The 22,382-nt window shown below is 40.4% G+C and carries 16 protein-coding genes and 1 pseudogene; 8 read left to right on the top strand and 9 right to left on the bottom strand.

The annotated features are described in order from the left end of the window. Window positions 1–3: 3 nt before the first annotated feature. Window positions 4–1,467: a hypothetical protein gene (locus tag IPI59_14425; protein MBK7528706.1), complete on the bottom strand. Its 1,464-nt coding sequence runs from the start codon at window positions 1,465–1,467 to the stop codon at window positions 4–6. 212 nt (window positions 1,468–1,679) lie between these two features. Here IPI59_14425 and IPI59_14420 point away from each other — a divergent pair, with 212 nt between their 5' ends. From IPI59_14420 to IPI59_14400, 5 genes are all read left to right on the top strand, one after another. After that, window positions 1,680–2,273 (top strand): T9SS type A sorting domain-containing protein, encoded by a 594-nt coding sequence (locus tag IPI59_14420; GenBank protein ID MBK7528705.1) that lies wholly within the window; start codon window positions 1,680–1,682, stop codon window positions 2,271–2,273. A 215-nt stretch (window positions 2,274–2,488) separates the two neighbouring features. After that, window positions 2,489–3,136: a hypothetical protein gene (locus IPI59_14415; protein ID MBK7528704.1), complete on the top strand. Its 648-nt coding sequence runs from the start codon at window positions 2,489–2,491 to the stop codon at window positions 3,134–3,136. A gap of 42 nt (window positions 3,137–3,178) precedes the next feature. Beyond that, window positions 3,179–5,374, top strand: a complete 2,196-nt coding sequence (locus tag IPI59_14410; protein MBK7528703.1) for a T9SS type A sorting domain-containing protein — start codon at window positions 3,179–3,181, stop codon at window positions 5,372–5,374. A gap of 320 nt (window positions 5,375–5,694) precedes the next feature. Next, window positions 5,695–5,982, top strand: coding sequence for a hypothetical protein (locus tag IPI59_14405; protein MBK7528702.1), 288 nt, complete (start codon window positions 5,695–5,697; stop codon window positions 5,980–5,982). 32 nt (window positions 5,983–6,014) lie between these two features. Further along, the gene (locus IPI59_14400; GenBank protein MBK7528701.1) at window positions 6,015–6,287 is read left to right on the top strand and encodes a hypothetical protein; all 273 of its coding nucleotides are present in this window, start codon (window positions 6,015–6,017) and stop codon (window positions 6,285–6,287) included. Window positions 6,288–6,292: 5 nt separating this feature from the next. On the opposite strand, the gene IPI59_14395 is transcribed toward IPI59_14400, so the two are convergent. Continuing rightward, window positions 6,293–6,478, bottom strand: coding sequence for a hypothetical protein (locus IPI59_14395; GenBank protein ID MBK7528700.1), 186 nt, complete (start codon window positions 6,476–6,478; stop codon window positions 6,293–6,295). Further along, window positions 6,479–7,648: a saccharopine dehydrogenase NADP-binding domain-containing protein gene (locus IPI59_14390; GenBank protein ID MBK7528699.1), complete on the bottom strand. Its 1,170-nt coding sequence runs from the start codon at window positions 7,646–7,648 to the stop codon at window positions 6,479–6,481. A 181-nt stretch (window positions 7,649–7,829) separates the two neighbouring features. Here IPI59_14390 and IPI59_14385 point away from each other — a divergent pair. Then, a pseudogene (locus tag IPI59_14385) lies at window positions 7,830–8,596 on the top strand (IS5 family transposase). A 92-nt stretch (window positions 8,597–8,688) separates the two neighbouring features. Here the strand turns inward: IPI59_14385 and IPI59_14380 are convergent. The 5 genes from IPI59_14380 to IPI59_14360 all read right to left on the bottom strand — a co-directional run bounded on the left by IPI59_14380 (window position 8,689) and on the right by IPI59_14360 (window position 18,593). Beyond that, window positions 8,689–9,270, bottom strand: a complete 582-nt coding sequence (locus IPI59_14380) for a PepSY domain-containing protein (protein ID MBK7528698.1) — start codon at window positions 9,268–9,270, stop codon at window positions 8,689–8,691. A 6-nt stretch (window positions 9,271–9,276) separates the two neighbouring features. Then, entirely contained in the window at window positions 9,277–10,065 is a 789-nt protein-coding gene (locus IPI59_14375; protein ID MBK7528697.1) for a site-specific DNA-methyltransferase, read from the bottom strand. 132 nt (window positions 10,066–10,197) lie between these two features. Next, the gene (lpdA, locus tag IPI59_14370; protein ID MBK7528696.1) at window positions 10,198–11,595 is read right to left on the bottom strand and encodes a dihydrolipoyl dehydrogenase; all 1,398 of its coding nucleotides are present in this window, start codon (window positions 11,593–11,595) and stop codon (window positions 10,198–10,200) included. A 134-nt stretch (window positions 11,596–11,729) separates the two neighbouring features. Further along, window positions 11,730–12,428 (bottom strand): GTP cyclohydrolase I FolE, encoded by a 699-nt coding sequence (gene folE / locus IPI59_14365; GenBank protein MBK7528695.1) that lies wholly within the window; start codon window positions 12,426–12,428, stop codon window positions 11,730–11,732. A gap of 141 nt (window positions 12,429–12,569) precedes the next feature. Then, a complete protein-coding gene (locus IPI59_14360) occupies window positions 12,570–18,593 on the bottom strand; it encodes a gliding motility-associated C-terminal domain-containing protein (GenBank protein MBK7528694.1) in 6,024 nt (2,007 codons plus the stop codon). Between the two features lie 310 nt (window positions 18,594–18,903). Between IPI59_14360 and dnaN the strand changes: the two genes are divergently transcribed. Together dnaN and meaB are read left to right on the top strand one after the other, a co-directional pair. Then, window positions 18,904–20,043 (top strand): DNA polymerase III subunit beta, encoded by a 1,140-nt coding sequence (dnaN, locus tag IPI59_14355; protein MBK7528693.1) that lies wholly within the window; start codon window positions 18,904–18,906, stop codon window positions 20,041–20,043. Between the two features lie 87 nt (window positions 20,044–20,130). Continuing rightward, window positions 20,131–21,054: a methylmalonyl Co-A mutase-associated GTPase MeaB gene (meaB, locus tag IPI59_14350; GenBank protein MBK7528692.1), complete on the top strand. Its 924-nt coding sequence runs from the start codon at window positions 20,131–20,133 to the stop codon at window positions 21,052–21,054. Between the two features lie 23 nt (window positions 21,055–21,077). Here the strand turns inward: meaB and xseA are convergent, their stop codons facing one another. After that, complete coding sequence (gene xseA, locus IPI59_14345; protein MBK7528691.1) at window positions 21,078–22,319, bottom strand: exodeoxyribonuclease VII large subunit; 1,242 nt, start codon at window positions 22,317–22,319, stop codon at window positions 21,078–21,080. Window positions 22,320–22,382: the final 63 nt, after the last annotated feature.

The raw sequence follows: 22,382 nt of genomic DNA, 5'->3' as shown, positions 1-22,382 counted from the left end.
TAGTTAATCTGCTTGCGGGTATTTTTTTGCCAATTCGGTTATTTTTGAAAGTAACCAGTTTGTATGTCCGGCTAATTGCAACCCTTTAAGTACTTTTTCTTTAAATTGATGTATTGATTTACCCTCACCCATTTTATAATTCATTAAGCGCTTTACCTGCTTTAAAAAAATAACGTAGTGGTATTTACTGGCTTTGGCGGCGGTTTTGTTGCGCAACAGGTAAGCCCGCATTGTTTCAATGAGGTTGTAAAGCGGAATTTCTTCGCCCATTTCGTAGTAACATTTAAGCAGTAATATTTTGGTATCTAAATGGTAAAAAGCATCGGTAAATTCTACCTGATTTAGGGTTTGAACGGTTTTATCGAATTGATTTTGATGAAAATACCAGTTTGCCTTGTTAAAAGTAAAGGCATTGGTTTGATTATCGGGGGGCAGCCATTTTTTATAGTCGTGCATAAAAGTTTGGGCAAAATCAAAATGACCTAATTTAAGCGCCAAACTTACAATATTTTTGTACATACGCTCGCTTAATGAGCCTACGCTGATTAATATTTCTTTGTCAATTAGTAGTTTATATATATTAAACAGATGCTGCATGAAATGATATTGCCCCTTATTTATTTGCCGGATGCAATAATTGCAGGCATAGGTGTATATTTCGTACAATTCGGTTTTTTGAAATTGGGTGTCGTATAGGTTTAAAATATTTAGTAGTTCGTGGTAGTCGGCCTCGGCATTTTGTTTGGTGAGCATGTGCCAAACTTGCCTGTAAACCAATACCGCCGGAGGTAGTTGCGCCGGCTCAATTTGTGCTAAATATTGTAAAATGGCATCTAAAAACAATGGGTTTGGGTAGTTAAGAACAAACACATTTTGGTTGTTGGCAAACTCGCATGAGTAACGCAATTTTTTTGCCACATAAAATAAATCTAAATTGCGAATTAAGTTCTCTAAATCCTGAATAATATTTTCGTTTTCAACTACCTGACGATTGTTTACAGAACTATAAATATAACGCTCTTCTTCTAATATAAACTTGTTGAAATTGTATTGAACATCGCGCAGTTCATTTTTTTCAATTGCCTCTTTACCTGCTTCAATACTTTGGTAAAAAAATTTCGACAGGCCACGCTCGGCATAGGCGCGTTGCAAGTGATGGTTTAAATGCGTAGCATCGGACATATAGTTTAGCTGGGCAATAAACTGTTCGAGCAATTTGGTTAAATCGCTGATAACATACCTTAATTTTTGTTCGTTGAATACTTCGCGTGGAAATATTTGCCTGAATACACGCACACGGGCTAATTTTTTTTCGTCAAAATCCGGATACAATTTGCGCAAAATATTAAATAAATTAACAGCCTGTGCGGGGTGTTTCCACAAGGGCGAAGCTACAAAATCTTCGAGCCGTTTAAACTCTTTATTAGTAAGTGTGCGTAATATTTGTATTGCTTTGCTTTTAAACATAGTTAAAGCAGTTTAATGTTAGAAGTTACCCAACAAATAGCAACCGAACAGGAAATTTAGTACAAAGTCGTTATTTTCCGGAAAGATAAAAAGAATTACTTAAAAAGTAAATAAATTTGCCTACAAAACAAATTTTAATGTATTTTTGTCTTACAAAACGTCAGGTTTTTGATTCTCTTCCCTTTTTAAATATAATTAAAAAAACAATTGTTATGAAACACACCATTCTTCAGTTAGTAGCTGTACTTTTTTTTGTGGCTTGTAGCACAACAAACATGCTGGCTCAAAATTTTAATCCCGGCGACCCCATTCCATTACCCCCTATTGATGAAAATTTGGCAGTTATTTTTTACAAAGATATTCAAAATAAAGCCACCTACGCTAACGATGTGGTAAACGAATACCTGCCAACACCAACAGTGCCGTCAGTAATTGGCTCAAACAATACAGAGGACGAAAATCCTACCGTCCAACAAACTGTAACCCACGCCGCCCAAGCCCAACAAACATTCGAAATGCAAACAGGGCATAGCACCCTAAAAAGGGGACTAACCGTAGCTAAAACTATAAAACCAAGCTGCCCTAATCCGGCAATTGAAGATTTAATTTTACATGTACCGGTTTCGTATGGCGCATATCAATTAATATTATATACTACAAACGGCCAACCAGTAGCCCACTATCCACCTAACAATAATTTACAGGTTGAAGGGCATTTTGACGTAAGGCATTTGCCCCCAGGCGTTTACATAGCGCATATAAAAGGGCAAACACAAGAAGCTAATTTGCGTATTGTTATATTGTAATATACGTTTTTAAAATATTTTCTTATTTTTCAATCTCTGCCAACTTCTAACAGTTGGCAGGTGTTTTTATTTGCAAAAATGCAACCTTTTTAATCGCAACACATCCTTAGCGTAGTAAATTTTGGTAATTTTACCAAACAAAACGAATCTACCCGATTTTTGGTATGAATAGTAAAACGCATCGATATACATTAGTTATAGTTAATATTTTTCTGTTGACTTTTTTTACTAACCCAGTAATTTATGGGCAAAGTGTGCAAGGGCAACATAACGAAACATTAGTGCAAGTGTCGGGTGTAGTGATGGCTGCCAAAACAAATCGTCCGCTGCAGTTTGCGGTAATCATATCAAAAAAACAACCTAATAATAACATCTTAACCAACGATAAAGGCTTTTTTTCGATGGTAACAGTGCCCGGCGACACCTTACTTTGTTTGGCTTATGGCTACCTTACCAACCCACAGCCAATTCCAAATTACGAGTTCGAACATGGCTACTCGCTAAACATTATAACTATGCTTGAGGATACAAATTTTGTGCGCCAAACAGCCAAAATGCCCTATCCGGAGCCCAGCGATTTTAACCGCGCCTTTTTAGCCCTCGAAACTCCCGAAGACGATTTTGACCGCGCTTTGCGCAATTTAGATCCCGAACTTTTGGCCTATTTGGCTACTATTTTGCCTTACGATGGGGGCGAAAATTATAATTTGTTTGTTAAGCGCGAAATGGAAAGGCAATACACACGCGGGCAATACCCCAGCTACAAAATATTTGATGTATTTGCCTGGGCTAAATTTGTAAAAGCACTTAAACATGGCGACATCAAAATTTCGATGCCAAAACCTCCAAATAAAAAAAATTAAGTAAACAGGTATAAAAAAATGGCTATAAACTGCTACAGGCAAATGGTAAAAAGAATTATTTTATTGGGCGCAATAACAATGTGCAGTATCTTTTTTTTGAGCTCGATTTGTAAGGCTCAGGAAACAGTCAATAAATTCCAAAATTATCCGGAAAATATTAAGAAAGCCCAAATTTCGTTTCAAACTAAACCTTTGTCCGGAAAAAAAGTAGCTGACATTTTGCCTCAACTTGCTCCATCAGTATATCAACAAGAAGGGGGTAATTTGCAATTAAACAACCAACAAAGTTTTTTAACCCATACAGTTTATAATTACAGACAATATTATTTTGATACGCCAATATATAACGCCTATTTTCAGGTAACTGTTGATGCTTCGCATAAAAATATCCGGATGATTGCCGACAATACCCTTACAGTTGTTCCTAATCCACAACTATCCGGAAAAAGTTTTGCTAACCTGATTGCCAACTCCGAACAGCTAAAAAACACAATCATCGAAACCTATATTGCCCAACAAGCTGGCAATAATAATGAAAAACCGACCTTGGTTTGGCACGAGTGGGTATTTTTTGCACCTGCCAACGAGCCTGTAAATTTGGCCTTGGTTGCCCATTTTACTACCAACGAATTGCACGATGAGCTTGTGTTTGATGTGGCTGGAAATATATTGCTAAAACGCGATATCCGGAATTTTTATGGCTGTAAGGGCAAATGCCGCCATCTTAAAACCGAAGATGCCGAAGCAACAGGCACAGGTTTGGTGTTTAATCCCGACCCGCTTACATCGGCCAATATTAAAAATTATGGAACAAATGGCAAATATATGGACAATGACGATGCCGACAGCCCCGAACTAAACGCCCAACTACAAACAAAAACCCTCGACCTGAGTTTTGAAAATAATATTTATAAATTAAAAAATAATTGGGTTGAAATTGGCGATATATCTATGCCATATATTGCACCGCCCACCTCGGCTGATGGTAATTTTTTTTATAACCGAGGCCAGGATGGTTTTGAAGATGTAAATGCTTTTTATCATATTACAAGCTGCGCTAAATATATAGCCGGTTTGGGCTTTTCTAATTTTAACACCAAGGTATTAGTTGATGCACACGGCTTGACCGCCGACCAGTCGTCTCATTCGGTTTCGGGAAATAACCACACTATAAAATTTGGCGAAGGTGGTGTGGACGATGCCGAAGATGCAGATGTAATTGTACACGAATATACCCACGCCTTGTCGGCTATGGCCTGCCCCAATAATTGCAACGATGGCTTTGAACGCAAAGCACTTGACGAAGCCTTGGGCGACTATATGGCCACCTCGTACTCGCGCGAGTTGAACGAACTTAATTGGGAAAAAATGTTTACCTGGGATGGGCATAACCCGTTTTTCCAGGGGCGAAATATGAATACCAACAAACATTACCCCGAAAATATTGTGGCTACAAGTATTTATGAAACATCAGAAATTTTTTCGGGCTGCTTGATGGATATCTACGAGGTGGTTGGCAAACAAATCACCGACCGCTTGGTTTTAAGTGCTTTAACTAATTTTACCGGAAATATTAACTTTAAAGACGCAGCCCAAATTATACTGTTGCACGATGATTTATTGTTTGGCGGGGCAAACAGAACTGCTTTAATTGAACATTTTACAAAAAGAGGTTTGTTAGAGTATAGCATTGATGCCGGAAAAGACCAAACAATTTGCTTAGGCGATACCATCTATTTAGGAAGTCCAGCAGCCAATTATGCCAACGCAAAAATATATTGGACGGTGGCCAACGAACCGCATTACTACCAAACCGGCAATATTATGCCCGCCCTCGATGTGCTTGAGCCCTACAAACCCTATGCCGCTGCAACCCCCGATAAAAGCCAAACCTATGTGTTAAATGTTGAAGATAAATTTAGCGGCCTGCTTTACCAAGACTCAATAAATGTTACTGTAAATTATTGCTTTGACCCTACACCCGGCCAAAATATTGAACTGCTTAATACCGACCGCTTTATGAAAGCACGGGGCGAAGTGGTTATTAAAGTACCCAAAGGCACAACCCGCACCCAATTAGAAATATATGATGCAGCAGGTCGCCGCCTTGAGCACGTTGAAAACTTTGGCGATGCCTTTTTTACTTTCAGTAAAGGTAATTTGCGGGCAGGTGTTTACCTCGTTCATATAAAAACAGACACCCATCAATTAACACAAAAATTAGTCTTAACCCGATAAATAATTTTAAATTGGCTTTGTTAAATTTTGTAAATATTTTTTTAACTTATTTTATTTGCAAAATTATTTATAAACTTTTGTCTTAATTTAAAACAAGGCTATCGTTTAACTTATTCTGTTTTAGTATTTGCCTTTTTTGTTTCGACCTTATTTTTTTCGAGCTGCGATGATACAGATGATATCCCAGTGCAGGCGTATCAATCCGGATTTTTTATTGTAAACGAGGGCAGTTTTGGCACCATACAGTTTCAATCACGCATATAAACGAGCAAGCCAATATAGCTACAGCCGATGTATGGCAAGCTGCAAACTTTAACAATATGGTTTTGGGCGATGTAGCCAACTCAATGGTTTTACATCACGATTTAGCTTATATAGTTGTTAATAACTCACAAAAAATTGAAATCGCAAAAGCCAACGATTTTAAACATACAACTACAATTTCCGGATTTGCTTCGCCACGCTATATGCTTCCGTTAGGCAATGGCAAAGCGCTGGCAACCAATTTAGTCAGCAATATTATTAACGAAATTGACTTAGCACCAACACAATTACCAAAGAGATTAAAATACCTTGTAATGGCAATACTTGTTGGACTGAACAATTGATTTATGCCAATGATAAAGTGTTTGTAGCCAATATGAAAGAAAAAACCATATTAGTGCTAAATCCGGAAACCTACGCTATTGAAAGCCAAATAAACGTAACTTTAGACCCCAGCTATATGATTTACGATGGTGCAAATTCGCTTTGGGTGCCGTGTAACGGCGGCTTCTGCCCCGATTGCGAACTGCCGGTTTTATACCAAATTAATACGCAAACCCTAAGCATTGAAAAAAATCTGCCCTTAACCTACCAAACCCTTGCCACTTATAATGCGGGAGTTGTACCAAGTAAAATTTACTTTAATTAATTTAATTAGCTGTACTCGTTGTAATACTCGTTAAAAATAATACCTAACTCGGCCAATTTGCTTAAAACGGGATTATAAATATGCGGTGCAAAGGGCAAATGCACACCCGGCGATAATTGCAGATTTTGTGTTAAAACCAACTCAATCGTAATAGCTACCGGATAGTCTACTTTTTGCGCAATAGCGGTCAACTAGTGGTAAATACCGGTTTGTATTAAGGCGGCTTTTAAGGTAAAGTTTTTTCCGGATGCAGTTAAGCCGCTAAACTCGTGAAGCATCACAATTTGGTCGTTATCGTGGGGCTCAAAACACCATTTTTCGCCTAATATTTTTTCTAATACTTGTGCTGGGGTAGCTGTTGGCAGTCCAATAGGGGTGTTGTCAAACAGGCCTAACCAGGCAATTTGGTCAATAATTGGGTCAGAGATGGGCAAACCCAAGTAGTTGGCAGTAGCTTCTTTTAAGCTATTGGAGTTTTTGCGGATATTGGCGGGTAAAAATCCGGATGTAAACTCGGCGAGGGTAAGGTTTGGGGTATCCGGAAGAGAGGTTGTATTATCTGTCATTCCTAAATATACAAGGCAGTTCCAAGCCTTGCAATAGCCTTGCCGCCGAAGCGTTCCGCGCAAAAAATTGGGTATCTCATAAATTTGGTAGGCGTTTATATAACTTAGTGAGTCGCGGTTAGGGTAGCCTTCAAAACTGCCGGCGTTAGGCACTTCAATAGGTTGTGGCTGGGCAAACAACCGGTGGTAGGGCAAATATTGAGGCTTGCCGTTAGCTAAATATTGCGCCATACCCCCTTGGCCGGCCAGAACTACGTTCATGGGTGCCCATGTAAATTTGTAATGCCAGGGGTTATTATCACTTTCGGGGGCAATTAGTGCGCCGCACCACGAGTTAATACTTTGAATTTTAGCACCTTCGGAACGCAATTTGGCTAAAGTTTGCAACAAACTTAGGTGGTCAATTCCGGGATCTAAGCCCATTTCGGCCAACAAAAAGGCATTATTGGCTTCAAAAGTAGGTGCTAAAGCGCGCTCGGCTGCCGATAAATACGAGGCGGTAATCATGTTTTTGCCTAATTTGGCACAATCTTGAGCCACTAAATAATGCAGACTTGCGGGCAATAAAGAGGCAACTATATCGGCGTTTTGTAGGGCATTTTTCCGGATATTTTCATCGGCAACATCAAAATAAATAGCTTTTCCGTTGGGGTGGTTTGCAATTTTAGCTTCGGCTAAGGCAATATTTTTATCGCCAACATTAATTTGCCACCCATAAACAGGAGCTTTTTCTAACAAATAGCGAATAAGTGCTGTGGCCGACTTTCCGGCGCCGAGTATTAAAATTTGTTTCATTCTAATTTATTGTGTGGATATGTGTTGGTATCTTAGAGACTGTCTAAAAATTAAAAATTGGCATGCCAGTCCTAAAAATTGATAGGAAAAAAGTTATTAAAAGAGATGTGAATAAAAGACTATCAGTTTGACGTTTAAATAATAATTCATAGCTTTATGAAAATCAAACACATAAAGTAAAATGAAAACCTACCCAAGCAGTCTCACCGATAGTCAATGGAGTGCAATATTAGGCATTTTAGACGACAAACGGAAACGAAAACACAGTTTAAGAGAAATTTTTAATGCGCTGTTCTATTTGCTTAAAACTGGCTGTCAATGGCGCATGCTGCCGTTCCATTTTCCGTCATGGAAGCTTGTTTACTACTATTTTACCAAGTGGAAGAAGGATGGGACGATAGAACTCATCCATGAAATACTCAGGGATAAGACTCGAAAGCAAGCAGGCAGGGCTTCATCGCCAAGTGTTGGTATAATTGATAGCCAGAGCGTAAAGACAACAAGCGTCGGAGGCTTGTGCAGAGGGATTGACGGGGGTAAAAAAGTTAAAGGCAGAAAGCGGCATATTATTGTAGATACAATGGGACTACTTTTAGCGGTTGTGGTTCATGCGGCAAATGAGCATGACAGTAAATCAGCCCCAATGGTTATAGCTGACCTCAGAGGCAGGTTTTGCAGATTGGTAAAGATAGTAGCTGATGGCGGGTATAGAGGCGAGTTAATTGAAAATACCCGCAAAACGTTTGGGTGGGTGGTTGAGGTTGTAAGTAGATCGAATACAGCCTCGAAATTCGAAGTATTGCCAAAAGATGGATTGTTGAAAGAACTTTTGCATGGCTCGAAAGCTATCGAAGATTGAGTAAAGACTTTGAGTTCCAAACCGAAACGAGCCAGACAATGATCCAACTTGCCATGATAAAATTGATGCTTAATAGAATTAGAAAATAAAATTTAGACAGGCTCTTAGAGTTTGCTTTAATATTATATTTTGGTCTTTCGCCTTTAACATCCGGATTAAGCCAGTAGATGACACTGCCTTTTTAGTTCTCTGTTGTTTTTTTTCTCATTCTTTTGGGCCCATACCAAAGCCAAAATCCGGTTACGGTAAATATTAACAGGGCAACTCCCATAACAGAGGTATAAATTAGTTTAATTTGCCCCGAATTTGTTCCTGCATAATGGTCAAGTATTGAACCGTCATGTATTTTTTCAATAAAGTCTGACCGTCTTCGCTCAAGGTGGAGCAGTTTTCCGGTAGCCCCATCAAGTTGAACTCCCCAATAATGGTCGCTAAAAACAAATTTAACCATTCCTTTATTTTTGCGAATGTCTATTCTATCAAGCTCAAGCGATAAATCTTTTGAAACAGAGCCATGAAGCGTTTGACATGCAATTGTATGTAAACTGTCAATGGGTAACCAATCTTTCAGGTTTGTCGATGTTCCTTGGTATGACTTAGAAAGGATATATCCACCGCTGTGTTTTTTCCAACCCAATAAAATACCTGTTACCGCTATAAAAAAGAAAAATACAAACAGGCATGCACCAGTAATACGGTGAATTTTCCGGAAGTTTCTTAACACTTTTGCTTGTTTATTTCTTTTATTGCTGTTATCTGCCATTTTGTTTTATAGGTCGGCTACTTTTAAAATTCTGTTTTTTGCCAGTTCAAAATAGTTGGGGTCTAATTCAGTTCCTATTGATTTTCTGTCAAGATTTTGAGCGACCAGCAAAGTGGTTCCACTACCTGCAAACGGGTCAAAAATCAAATCGTTTTGATAGCTGAATAATTTTATGCATCTGTAAGGCAGTTCCTTTGGAAAGGGTGCTGGGTGCCCAATTCGTTTTTTACTTTCGCCTTTAAAAACCCAAACGCCTTGTGTCCAATTTTTAAATTCATCGCTTGTAATATCTGATATTTTGCTTCCGTTTGTTTTTTTCCATTCGTCTTTGTATAGCACTACAATAAGCTCAACCGGTGCAATTACAACGGGTGCCGAAGCCGATTTCCAAGAGCCCCAAGCTGTTCTTCTTGAAATATTCCCTTCGTTCCACACGATTGTTGATTTATATTTCCATCCAACGTTTTGCGCAATTTTTGTCAAGTCGGCACCAACAGCCCTATGTCCTCCTTTGTTTTTGTCTAACGGAATATTTAAACAAAACCTTGCCTGTGTTTTGCTCCAACTATAACAATTTTTCATCCATTGCTCTGAAAAGTCAAGATATTGCTCGTAAGTTAATCCGTCATTATTTGAATTATAGTTTATTCCAACATTATAAGGTGGCGAAGTTACAATGAGGTCAATAAATTGCTGGTCAAATAGCTGGTTGTCGAGTATATCGGCACGAAAGAGTAAAGTATTTTTATGACAAAAATAGGTATTGTTAAGTTTATGGTTTGGCGTTTGAGCCATATTTAATAAATTTCTTACTATTTCGTCCATTAAATTTTAATTGGCTGATAAAACTGCGTTGGCTATTACTTTTTTGCTTCGGATTACCCTAATAAAAAAATCAATAACTTTTTATGGACAAGCAACAAAAAATTACAAATGTATGACTTCGCCATAAGCGGCGGCGGCGGCTTCCATAACGGCTTCGCTCATGGTGGGGTGTGGGTGTACGGCTTTAATTATTTCGTGGCCGGTGGTTTCTAATTTCCGGGCGGCAACAATTTCGGCAATCATTTCAGTTACATTGTAGCCTATCATGTGTGCGCCTAACAGTTCGCCGTATTTGGCATCGAACACTAATTTTACAAATCCACCACTATGTCCGGCGGCTTTTGCTTTGCCCGATGCAGTAAATGGGAATTTGCCGACTTTTACTTCGTAACCGGCGGCTTTTGCTTTGGTTTCGGTATAGCCAACCGAGGCTATTTCGGGCGAGCAATAGGTACAGGCTGGAATATTGTTGTAGTCTAATGGTTCGGGGTGGTGGCCGGCAATTTTTTCAACGCAAATAATACCTTCGGCGCTGGCAACGTGTGCAAGGGCTTGTCCGGGCGTAATATCGCCAATGGCATAAACACCGGCTACATTGGTGCGGTAAAACTCGTCTGTAACAACCAAGCCTTTTTCGGTTTTAATGCCTAAGGTTTCTAAGCCAATGTTTTCGATATTAGCAGTTTGCCCCACAGCCGATAGCACTACATTGCAGGTAATTTCGAGGGCGTCGCCGCCTTTGTTGGGGGTTATTTTTACTTTACAGTCGTTACCTTTGGTATCAACGCCTTGTACGGCGTGGGCGGTAAGCACTGTTATACCCATTTTTTTATAATGTTTTTCTAATTCTTTTGATACTTCTTCGTCTTCGTTGGGGGCTATGCGGTCTAAATATTCGACTATGGTAACTCTGGTGCCAAGGCTGGCATAAAAATAGCCAAATTCGAGGCCAATAGCGCCCGCACCAACAACAACCATGGACTGGGGTTGGGTAGGCAGGCTCATGGCTTCGCGGTAGCCAATTATTTTTACGCCGTCTTGTTGCAGGTTGGGTAAGCTGCGACTGCGGGCGCCTGTTGCCAAAACAATATGGTTAGCAGTATAATCGGTGTTTTTTCCTTCGCTGTCGGTTACACTTATTTTATTGGCTGCTGTAAGTTTAGCAGTACCCATAATGGTGGTAATTTTATTTTTGCCCATCAAAAACTGGATGCCCTTGCTCATGCCGTTAGCTACCGAGCGACTGCGGCCTATAATTTTTTCAAAATTGGCTTGCACGTTGCCTACCGAAATGCCGTATTCGTCGGCATGTTTGAGGTATTCAAAAACTTGGGCGCTTTTTAACAGTGCTTTGGTTGGAATGCAACCCCAGTTGAGGCAAATACCGCCAAGGGCTTCGCGTTCAATAATGGCTACTTTTAATTTTAATTGAGCGGCTCTAATGGCTGCTACATATCCGCCGGGGCCGCTGCCCACAACAATCAAATCGAAATGACTCATGGTATAAAAAGAATGAACAAAATTAAATCCGGATGATTGGTTGCAAAGGTACAAATTTTTAAAAACTTAGGCTAATTTATCCGGAAAAGAACTTGCGAGGTAGTCGGTTATTTACAAGGTTTAGCTTTTAAATCTTATTCTATCTTAATCATGCGCAGAAATTCATTTCTAAAATCGGCCTGTTCAAATTTGCCAAAGTATTTTGCCGTAACAGTACTCGATTGCTGGTCGCCAACTCCGCGCGAGGCTACGCAGGCATGGTCGGCAACAAGTAAAACCGCCACATCGGGGGTTTGTAGGGTTTGAAGCATTTCATTGGCAATTTGCAGGGTTAGCCGTTCTTGCACTTGTGGGCGGCGGGCATAATATTGAACTAAACGGTTAATTTTACTTAAACCAATTATTTTATCTTTTGGAATATAGGCTACGTGGGCTTTTCCGGTTATTGGCACAAAATGATGTTCGCAGTTAGAATGGAAACTAATATTGCGTTCAATTAGTATTTCTTTGTAATTGTAGGTATTTTCAAACAAAGTTACCGAGGGTTTGTTTTCGGGATGTAAGCCCTGAAAAAATTCTTTTACATACATTTTTGCAACCCGGTATGGAGTTCCACAAAGGCTGTCGTCATTTAAATCGAGACCCAAAATCTCCATTATTGCCTTAAAATGTAGTTCAATTTGGGCAATTTTTTCATCATCGGTTAAGGTAAACGCATCGGGCCGTATTGGCGTATTGATATTGTGCAAAACATGGCTGTCGCCCAACAAGTCGTAGTACGCTTTGTCGGGGTACAAATCCGATTCACTTATTTTTTTTAATGTATTTTTCAAAATATATATATGATTAAAAGACAGTTAAATTTTTGCTTTTGCAACAATTATTGCTAATAACAAATAACGCAATAAAAAGTTGTTTCAAACAGCTTTTTGTGACTAAAAAAAGGATTTTCTTTGTTTGTAAAATGCAGTTTATTACCGTATTAAACTAATATTTCCGTGCCTGATTACTTCGTTTTTTTCATTATATAAAATAAACGAATATACTCCAATATTAATGTGCTTGTTTTTGTCTTTGCCGTCCCATCCGGATAAAGCGGCACCGGAAAAGAGGTTTTTACCATAACGATCGTAAATTTTTAACTTGTATTCTTGAAAAATGGCATTGTCTGCATCTGCAATTAAGGTTAGCCTATCGTTTATGCCGTCATCATTTGGCGAAAAGGCCGTTGGCAGGACCCATCTAATAGTATCGGAGTTTGTGGTGTTCACAGTTATTAAAAGGCTGTCGGAGGCAATACAACCTAACGAGTTTTGGGCCATTGCCACAATGCTGTAATTACCCGGATACAAAGCGTGTATGGTTGCCGTAGCAATATCAGTTGCTGCAATTTTTAAGGCGGCGGTATCGGTTGTAGCCCATGTTAAACTATACGGCAGTTGATGCGTAGCTGTTACTTCGCTTGTTATTAATGCCGATTGCCCTGTTTGTAGGATATTACTTGTAGCATTTATATCCAATTCAATATTAGTTACATGAACCGAGTCGGTATGGAAAGCGAAACAGCCGTCTTTTTCAACTGTTAAATTGAGTGCAAAATTGCCGGTTTTGGTTAACACTGTTCCGGGTATATTCCATCCGGAAAAATCTGGAGCCAAGCCGTCTAAATCCCAATACAATAGGGCATCACTTGGGCTTACGCCATTAGGGTTAATTTTTAAGGTATCGCCCAGGCAAAACCATGTAGCGTTAGTGCCAAAATTGGCGTTTGGTAATGGCAAAACTGTTAAAGTAAAACTGGTATCGTAGCTACATGCCGAATTAATATCGGTGTATTTATATAGTAAGATGTATTGGCCTTCGCCTACAATTTCCGGATAAAATTGACCATCAATAACACCTGCACCAAATAAATCTCCTCCTTCCGGATAAACTATTACAGCAACGGGTTCAGCATCGGCACAAAGTACGGTTTCGTTTAAATTGGTTTGCAAATTAACAGGTGGGCAACCATTTGTAACACAATTTACAGCTGCCGAGGTTAAACTGTTGCCACATGGCGCATTGCCTAAGGCCATAATGGTAATTGTTGCAGATTCATTGGGTTGTAAATTATTTATTGTCCAGTTTAATTCTGTTGGAGGCAAAATTTCGCTTCCTCCGGCCCAGTTTATCAAATAACCCGTATTGCCAATTACTTCGTTCCAGCCAAAAGTTATGCTGTTAATGGTGCTACTCAAGCAAAAAGGCTCGGGCGTAACTAAGGGTTCAATAACAGTTACCAAATTGGTAATTGGGTTTGCAGCGCAGCCGTTTAAGGCAGCAACTAATGTAACCGAATAAGTTCCAGCCGTTGGCCAGCTAATTGTATGGGGGCCTGGGCTGTTTAACTCGCTTGGATTTCCGCCTTCAATCGTCCAAACAAAGTCCATGCCGGGCAATACAGGTTCGGTGTAGTTGATTGTTATTTGTTGATTTGTGCAAACAAGGGTATCGCTTAAAGCCATGCCAACCGGTGGAAGTGGTAAAACAGTAAGGATATGCGTTTGGCTACTATCACAATTATTGCTTTGTGCGGTATAGGTAACGTCAAAATTGCCTTGCCCAAGGGCAGCAGCATTAAATTGAGTGGCTAAATTGCCATTGATTGTCCAAGTGCCGCCAGGCGTTGCGTTTGGCAGCAACAAACTGTTTAGGTCAATTGGGGCGGCCTCGGCACATATAGTTGGGTTAGTGGGCAGCCAGGCAGGGTCGGGTAGGGGGTTAATAATTATATTTTGATTAAAATTTGCACTACAAACACCATTGCTCACCACGTATTCAACATTTATTGAACCTGTACCCCAATTATTTGCATTTAAAGCGTTGGTGGATATGCCGTTAATGGTAAAACTTCCGCCAGATGTGCTATTAGCAGTTAAACTACTAATTAAATCAATGGGCGGGGCATTGAGGCAAAGGCTAGTTGGAAGCAAAAAATCGGCTGTTGGTTGCTCAAAAATTGTAATTGTAATGATGGTGTCGGCGGGGCATCCGGATAAAGGATTTTGGAGGGTAAAACTGATTTCATACATTCCCGGATCGGCATTATTGGCATCAATGGTTATGCCGTCTGGTAAAAAATGCGGATTATTGCCCAAAGGTGCGTTGATTATAGTCCAAGTTCCCAATTCAGGGGTAAGTTGGTAGGTGCTCAAATTAAGGGTTTGGGTATTGCAAATATCGGGCACAGCGCTAATTGCCAACGGTGGGCAAAGACAATTTTCTACCAGTACTTCTACAAAATATACCATATCGCTGCATGGCGCAGCGTTAGGCAAAGTGTAAGAAAAAGTATAATTTCCGGGACTAACACCGTTAAAATTCCAAATTCCGGCATTAAATATCGCTCCGCTATTATCAATATCAGTCCAAGTTCCATTACTGTTGCCATTTGAAATTAGGTCGGCAATATTCAACTCGCAACCTATGCCAACAGGCGCATTACAAACCTGCACGTTGTTTAATAGCTGTGCCGTATCGGGCGCAAAAACCTCGATAGTTGCCGTTGTACTTGCAGTATTGCACAAGCCCAAGGGGTCTGTAAACATATAATTAAAAGTATAAATGCCGGGCAGTTGCCCCAAAGCGTTAAAACTGCCATTAATAGCATTAAAAGCGTTGTTTTGCGATGGGGTAGCAGATGTTTCGCTCCACAGGCCGTTGCTGTCTTCGTTTATTAGCAAATCGGCAAGTATTTGTATGGCGTTGTTACCGTTACACAAGGGTAGGGTAGCAGGGGCTTGGCCGGCATTTGGGGCAATATATGTAGTCAGGGTTTGGGTGGCGGTGTCGGGGCAATTGCCGTTTGTTGTATAAGTAATGGTGTAGGTATTTGGTGCAATTAACGAAGCAGTATCTATTTGTCCTAAACTATCTATGGTAGCGCTGCCCGAAATGCTAAAATTGCCACCAGGGTTAGCAATACTATTTACAAATGGGGGGGCATTATTACTACCTAAACAGTAGTCGTTTGCCGACAAAGTAAAATTTGCTATAATTTGATTTTGTATTGATATGTTTTGGCTAAATGTAGCTACACAAGTGCCAGATGTAGTATAAGTTAGCGTGTAATTTCCGGATACACTGTTTGCAGGGACAATTAATCCGGATAAATTATCGAAAGCTAATCCGGATGGCGTAGCTGAAAAAATTCCACTTGTAGTCGTTTGAGGGTCAAAAATGGGCAAAAAAGTAGGATCGGTGGTGCAGGCGGCGGCCACCGGAAGGGTAAAATTGGCAATTTCGGGGGTATTTAAAATTATATTTACCAACTGCACATCGGTACAATTTCCAAGCGAAACCACTACCCAATAGCTGCCACTTGTATTAACTATGCTGCCAGTGAGCTGCGCCCCCGGCTGGCCGCTATTATCATAATGGTACGAAACATTTGCCAAGCCTAAATTTTGCCCTGTTAAGCCGATATTTGCTAAATCGGTACTTAGGGCACAAAGGGTTAAATCGGGAATAGGGTCGAGCAACGGGATAGCTTCAATAGTTATGGTTATTGACTGCGCTAAGCTGTTGCACGAGCCATTTGTTGCTTGTACCCAAACCGTGTAAATACCGGGGATAGTATTGTCGGCAATTAATCCGGATAAATTTGTGCCTGGCAAGATACTTCCCAAACCCAATAAAATAGCACCCGGATTTGAATCTGGGTCTTGATTGTACCAATAGATACTGTCAATACTTGTTGCACTTAGGCTGGGCAGCACCTGACCCGCGCAAATAGTTGCCGGTTGAAAAACAGTAAGTGCCGGAGTGGGTAAAATGCTAACAACCACTTCGGCGGCTTGGCTGGCGCAACCGTTTACCATCTCGACCACCCAAAAGGTATAATTTCCGGGCGCATTACCGTTGTTAACAAAGGTAGCGTAATCGGCACTAAATAAGGTGCTGCCATTGCCTATAACGGGGCTTGTAGGGTCAAGCGTTGGATTAGTGGCGTACCACGTTATTGAACCACCGTTATTGACTGTGGCGCTCAAATTTGGCAGAGATTGGCCGGCACAAATTGCTGCAGGGTTTTGTGTAAATGGTGCTACAGCCGGGGCTAAAACACTTATTATTAGCTCGGCGGCGATGCTTGGGCAATTGTTTTCGCTAAGGGTAGCCCATAACGAGTAACTGCCTGGCAAACCGGTATTTACATAGCTGCTGTAATTAGATGCCTGCAAAGGGTTTCCAAACCCAATAGGCAGCGCTAAGGGGTCAATATCGGGGTTGGTGGCATACCAAATAGGTTGGCCAATACCTGTAGTTATTAAATTAGGCAAGGGGCTGTTTTGGCACACAAAAACGGGTACCGGTATTGGTGGCATTGTTTGGGGCTGAACGGTAATTTGCAATGCTGTTGCCAGACTTGCACAGTTTTGTGGATTGGTTTGGTTTACCCAAATTGTATAAATTCCGGGCACAGTGGTGTTTACCCAAGCATTGTATTGTAAGGGTGGTAAATTGTTACCTGTTCCTATTGGCAGGGTGGTAGGGTTTAAATCTGGGTTTTGGGCATACCATACTAATGTGTAACCAGCTCCACTGCCGGTAGCACTTAAGTCTGGCAAGGCTTGTCCAAAACAAAGCGTCATCGGCAGCACAAGAGGCGCAGTTGGCAAGGGGTGTACGACCACATCAATAGTGTGGCTGCCAACACAGCCTGTTTGGTCGGTAACTTCAAGTAAAAGCGGGTAGGTGCCGGGTTGTAAGCCAGTTGTGTTTAGCGTTGTAGTTAAACTGTTGGTATTGCTAAGGTTGGGTGTTAAAATGCCTTTCCATTCGTAGAGGGTATAAATACCACTTGCGCCGGCAGCAATGGCATTAAAAGTGAAGGTTTGGTTTTGGCAAATTTGTAGTAAATTGGGTTCGGGTGGATTAATATTTACTTGCGGCGAAAAGCCAACATTAGTATAAATTGGAATGCTTGAGGCTTTTGTACTGCCCGAAAGCCCAATACCATCATCGGTAATAGTTATAACAATATCTAAATCTTCCGGATTAGTACACGCAAGGTCAATATCGCCCGTAAAACAAAATGTATATTTATAACAATCGTAGTCGCCGTCGTTGCCATCTCCGTGGGCGGGGTTATCTAAACGTGTATATTCCCAGTGAATTGTTTGGGTTACATCGTCAAAATAAGCATCCCAGTCGCCGGTATTGTAAAATCCGGTATTTATACCATCCGGATAAAAGCTGCTTAGGTTTTGCCAGCAATTACCCACTTGTACATCAAAATATTTTACCCACTCCCATCCACTATTTTCAATATAAACATCGTAGCAAAGTTGGCCACTTTGACCTGGCGAAGGGCAATATAAATCGTTGTTGTTCCACAATGTAGTATAACCGTTGCCAGTTGCACCGGCGCAGGGTGTTCCGCTGTCTGTTAGTCCGTCAGTATCAAATTCAATTCCCGAGGCAAAGCAGTCGGTTGAAATATCGTATTGGGTTACGCCGTCGCCTTCGCTGTCAATTACCAAATAGTAGGTGCCGCCGCCCGTTGGCACATTAAAATCGGTAACGGGCAAATTGGTGTCGGTAAAAGTACCGTTGGCAATATTAAAGGCAGCCCAGTCGCCGATTACGGCATCGCAAATACTGTTCGAGCAAACCACGCCCACTAAAAATACAACCAAATAAGGGTCGTTATCGGTAACATTGGTTAAGCCTATGCGCAAAATGGCTGCATCTGTTTCAACCGAGATTGCGTAAAAACGGTCTTTTCCGGGCAACGGAATAAGGTTTCCAAAGCCATCTGTGTAACAGTCGAAACTATTGGCAGCATTGGTTTCGGTTAGCGTTGATTGGTTGGTAAGCGTTTGGCTGCACAATAAGGCTACGGTATTTCCACATCCGGCATGGGTATAAAAACACCATCCGGATAAAAGCCATATTGCTAACAAGATAAAATCTTTTTTAGGTAGCTTGATATTATATGTGTATTGACAGGTCATTTTATGCATCCGGAGGTAAATGGGTCATTTTTAAGGGAAAATTACGAATTAAAATTGAAATGGGTTGTGTTTTTTTTAAATTACTGTTGTTTTTAAGTTATTCAGAATTTTAAGGGCGCAATTTGTTAGGGCAAGATGTTAAAGGAGAAATTTTTTGCCTTTAAATTAAGGAGCTAATTGTTAAATTTTAAATTGGATTTTGTACCTTTGACCTTTAGTTAAAAAATGCCTTGAGAATTTTTATCCTCAATTATTTTATTGACTTTTTGTATTTTGCCTAATTATTTCTTCATCTTGCTTATTTATATATATGACTCGTTTTGTTGTATCGGCTACTAATTTACTTAAAACCTTGCAAACTGTAAGCGGGGCAATAGGTACGAACGCTACTTTACCCATTTTAGAAGACTTTTTACTTGAAACATCAGGTGATTTGTTGACCATTTCCGCTTCAGACTTAGATACATCAATTGTACGAAGCATTGAAATACAGGGGTCCCCGGGCAATAACAGCGTTGCAATTCCTTCGCGTATTTTGTTGGATACACTTAAAACACTGCCCGAGCAACCCATTACGTTTGCCATTGACGCAGACCTGAATCAGATAGAACTAATTTGGCAAAACGGCTATTCTAAAATTGCCACTGAACCAGCCCGCGATTTCCCTCGCATTCCTGAAGTAACCAACGAAAAAAATGGCTTTTCTATACAAAGCAGTATTTTACACAATGCAATTAACCGTACCTTGTTTGCGGTTGGTAACGACGATTTGCGCCCCGCCATGAACGGCGTTTTAACGGCTATAAACAGCGAAGGTATTGTTTTTGTGGCAACCGATGCTCAAAAATTAGTTAAGTTTACCCATAACGAAGTTACCAGTGCCGAGCATGTTCAATTTATATTGCCCAAAAAAGCCTTAAATTTATTAAAAACTGCATTGCCTGTAAACGAAGACATAGCTGTTGCTATTAAATACGATGCCACTAATGCCCATTTTTTATTTAACGACACACATATTGTTTGCCGGTTAATTGATGCGCGCTATCCAGATTACGAGATGGTAATTCCACGCAATAACGATAAAAAACTTGTTGTAAACCGCAAAGATTTGCAAAATGCGTTGCGTCGTCTTTCCCTTTTTTCAAGTAAAAGTACTTATCAGGTGGTCTTTAAAATTTCTGCTGATATATTAAACTTAACAGCCCAAGACCTCGATTTTTCAAACGAAGCACACGAAAATATCCCTTGCCAGTTTGACGGCACTGAAGATATAAGCATAGCGTTTAATGCCAGGTTTTTACTTGACATGTTAAATAATATTGAAACCGAAGAGGTGCTATTTGACTTTTATTCACCTATCCGCGCCATTTTAATGTTGCCAACAGCCAACCAACCCAACGAAGATTTATTGATGCTGGTTATGCCAATTATAATAAGCTATAGCTCGTAGGGCAACAGATAAATAATTAAAGAGCCAATAAACAAATAAAATCAAGAGCTGACTGCAGTTTAACCTTTGCGACAGCAAAAAACAAAAATGCTACCAACAACCATTGCCAATTTATTACAATTAGTACAATTGGGGCAAATTAAGGCTTTGGCAAGGGCAATTTCATTAGTCGAAAATAATGCCGAAGGCAGCAATTTGTTGCTTCAATCGCTGCATTTTGAAAAATACACACCTGTTATTGGTATAACCGGTCCACCCGGGGCGGGTAAAAGCACCTTGAGCAGTGCCCTTACTGCCTTATGTGTGGCAAATAATAAAAAGGTTGCTATTGTTGCCGTTGATCCAACTTCGCCGTTTAACTACGGTGCCTTATTGGGCGACCGCATTCGGTTTAGCCAATGGTTTAACCACCCAAACGTATATATACGCTCGGTGGCTACACGCGGCTCGTTAGGTGGCCTGTCCGAAAAAATTATTGAAATCATTGATGTTATAAAACAAGCTCCTTTTGACTATATTTTTGTAGAGACAGTTGGCGTTGGTCAGTCGGAGGTTGAAATTGCAGGTTTGGCCGATACTACTGTGGTTGTTTTTATTCCGGAGGCGGGCGATGAAATTCAAACCATGAAGGCCGGAATCATGGAAATAGCCGATATTTTTGTCGTAAATAAAGCCGACCGCCCGCAAGCCGATTTGTTTGCCCTTAACTTAAAGAAATTAGTACACGAGCGGCCATATTCCGGATGGAAAATACCTGTGCTTAAAACAGTAGCAACAGCAAATACTGGTATTGCCGAGGTTTTAGAGCAAATAGAAAATCATACCCTTTCGGGCACGCAAAACCCAAAGCGGTTACATCTGCTAACTCAAAAGGCCCTGCATTTAATTCAGCAATTCCGCATGAGCGATGTCAATACCGTACTTTTACAACAAAAGATTAACCATGCTATAACAGAGAATCCGGCGTTTAACCTTTACGCATTTTTAAGCAAAAATGGCTATATGAAATAGTGTTATTCAAACAGGTTTACGCTTTATTCAACTTTTGACCTTAATTTGCCACTGTGCAATACTGTTTCAATTATTTGCCCTTTTGTAACTTGCTCATTATCAGTAATTAATTTGCCATTGCATCGCGTAATACTAAAGCCGCGGCTAAGTAGTTTTTCTACGTTATAGGCGTTGGTAATAGCCATAAGTTTTGCTAAATACTGGCTTTGGGTGTTTAAAAAATACTTAGTATAAACAGTTAGTTTTTGCTTGTTGTTTTGCAATATTTGTGCTTGTTGGTTTAAATTAAGAGCAGTATTTTGTTGTAATAATTGTTTTAATTGTAACAATTCAGTTGCCGATTTTTGTAGCAATTGGTTGGCAAATTGTTGTACGTTCAAACCTAATTGTTTTATTGCCCCTTCGAACCATAAAAATGAATTCAGCACCATTTCGGCCACTGCGGTTGGCGTTTTTAAAGCTGTGTGTGCCACTAAATCTGCAATAGTGTCGTCTTGTTGATGCCCAATGCCGGTAAGTATGGGCAGTGGGTGGTTGGCTATTGTTTGGCCTATTAAGTAGCTGTTAAAGCAGGCTAAGTCTAATTTGCTGCCGCCACCGCGTATTATAATAACGGCATCAAAAAGATGGGCTTGTTGGGCAATTTGATTTAACGCAGCGCAAACTTCGGGTTCGGCAGCATCGCCTTGCATGGCGGCGGCAAATAATTGGGTTTTAACAGCATAATTATATGGATTGTTGGCTAAATGATGCAAAAAATCGCCCAAACCTGCTGCTGTAGGAGACGAGACAATGGCCAAACGTTGTAAAACTACCGGAAGCTCTTGTAGGGCATTGAGGCCAATTAATCCTTCGTTGGTTAGTTGTTCAATAATTGCCTGCCGTTTTAGTTCTAAATCGCCAAGGGTAGCCGAAGGGTCTAAGCCTGTTACAATAAATTTAAAACCATAAACGGAGTGGTAGTCGAGGCTGCCTTGCAATAATAATTTGTTGCCTTTTTTTAGCAAATGGGTTAGGTCGCTGCCCCAACGCACACGCAAAGACTGCCCCGTGCCCGCCCAAATAACGGCAGGCATCCGGGCTAAAATTTGCCCATTTTGCTGCTCAACCAAATCGAGGTATAAATGCCCTGATGTTGCCGATTTTAGCTCTGAAATTTCGGCTAAAACCCAAAAACTTTGTGCTGCTAAAGGCTGAAACTGTTGCTTAATTAGCTCACTTAATCCGGATAAACTTAGTTCGCTGCGCGGCAAAATGGTACTCATGGTGTAAAATTGCAAAAAAAAACAGCAAAAATTGTCTAAATCCGGAAAAAAATTTGGTAGTTC

It is taken from the genome of Sphingobacteriales bacterium (assembly GCA_016706405.1).
Classification (GTDB): domain Bacteria; phylum Bacteroidota; class Bacteroidia; order Chitinophagales; family UBA2359; genus BJ6.
Note: the sequence above shows the minus strand (reverse complement) of the source record. Positions and strands in the feature narration are given on the sequence as shown.

Bases quoted from the DNA above. Each gene is read 5' to 3' on its own strand.
- IPI59_14425 (MBK7528706.1), bottom strand. From the start codon at position 1,467: ATGTTTAAAAGCAAAGCAATACAAATATTACGCACACTTACTAATAAA.
- IPI59_14420 (MBK7528705.1), top strand. From the start codon at position 1,680: ATGAAACACACCATTCTTCAGTTAGTAGCTGTACTTTTTTTTGTGGCT.
- IPI59_14410 (MBK7528703.1), top strand. From the start codon at position 3,179: ATGGTAAAAAGAATTATTTTATTGGGCGCAATAACAATGTGCAGTATC.
- IPI59_14405 (MBK7528702.1), top strand. From the start codon at position 5,695: ATGGTTTTGGGCGATGTAGCCAACTCAATGGTTTTACATCACGATTTA.
- IPI59_14400 (MBK7528701.1), top strand. From the start codon at position 6,015: ATGAAAGAAAAAACCATATTAGTGCTAAATCCGGAAACCTACGCTATT.
- IPI59_14390 (MBK7528699.1), bottom strand. From the start codon at position 7,648: ATGAAACAAATTTTAATACTCGGCGCCGGAAAGTCGGCCACAGCACTT.
- IPI59_14380 (MBK7528698.1), bottom strand. From the start codon at position 9,270: ATGGCAGATAACAGCAATAAAAGAAATAAACAAGCAAAAGTGTTAAGA.
- IPI59_14375 (MBK7528697.1), bottom strand. From the start codon at position 10,065: ATGGCTCAAACGCCAAACCATAAACTTAACAATACCTATTTTTGTCAT.
- lpdA (MBK7528696.1), bottom strand. From the start codon at position 11,595: ATGAGTCATTTCGATTTGATTGTTGTGGGCAGCGGCCCCGGCGGATAT.
- IPI59_14360 (MBK7528694.1), bottom strand. From the start codon at position 18,593: ATGACCTGTCAATACACATATAATATCAAGCTACCTAAAAAAGATTTT.
- dnaN (MBK7528693.1), top strand. From the start codon at position 18,904: ATGACTCGTTTTGTTGTATCGGCTACTAATTTACTTAAAACCTTGCAA.
- meaB (MBK7528692.1), top strand. From the start codon at position 20,131: ATGCTACCAACAACCATTGCCAATTTATTACAATTAGTACAATTGGGG.
- xseA (MBK7528691.1), bottom strand. From the start codon at position 22,319: ATGAGTACCATTTTGCCGCGCAGCGAACTAAGTTTATCCGGATTAAGT.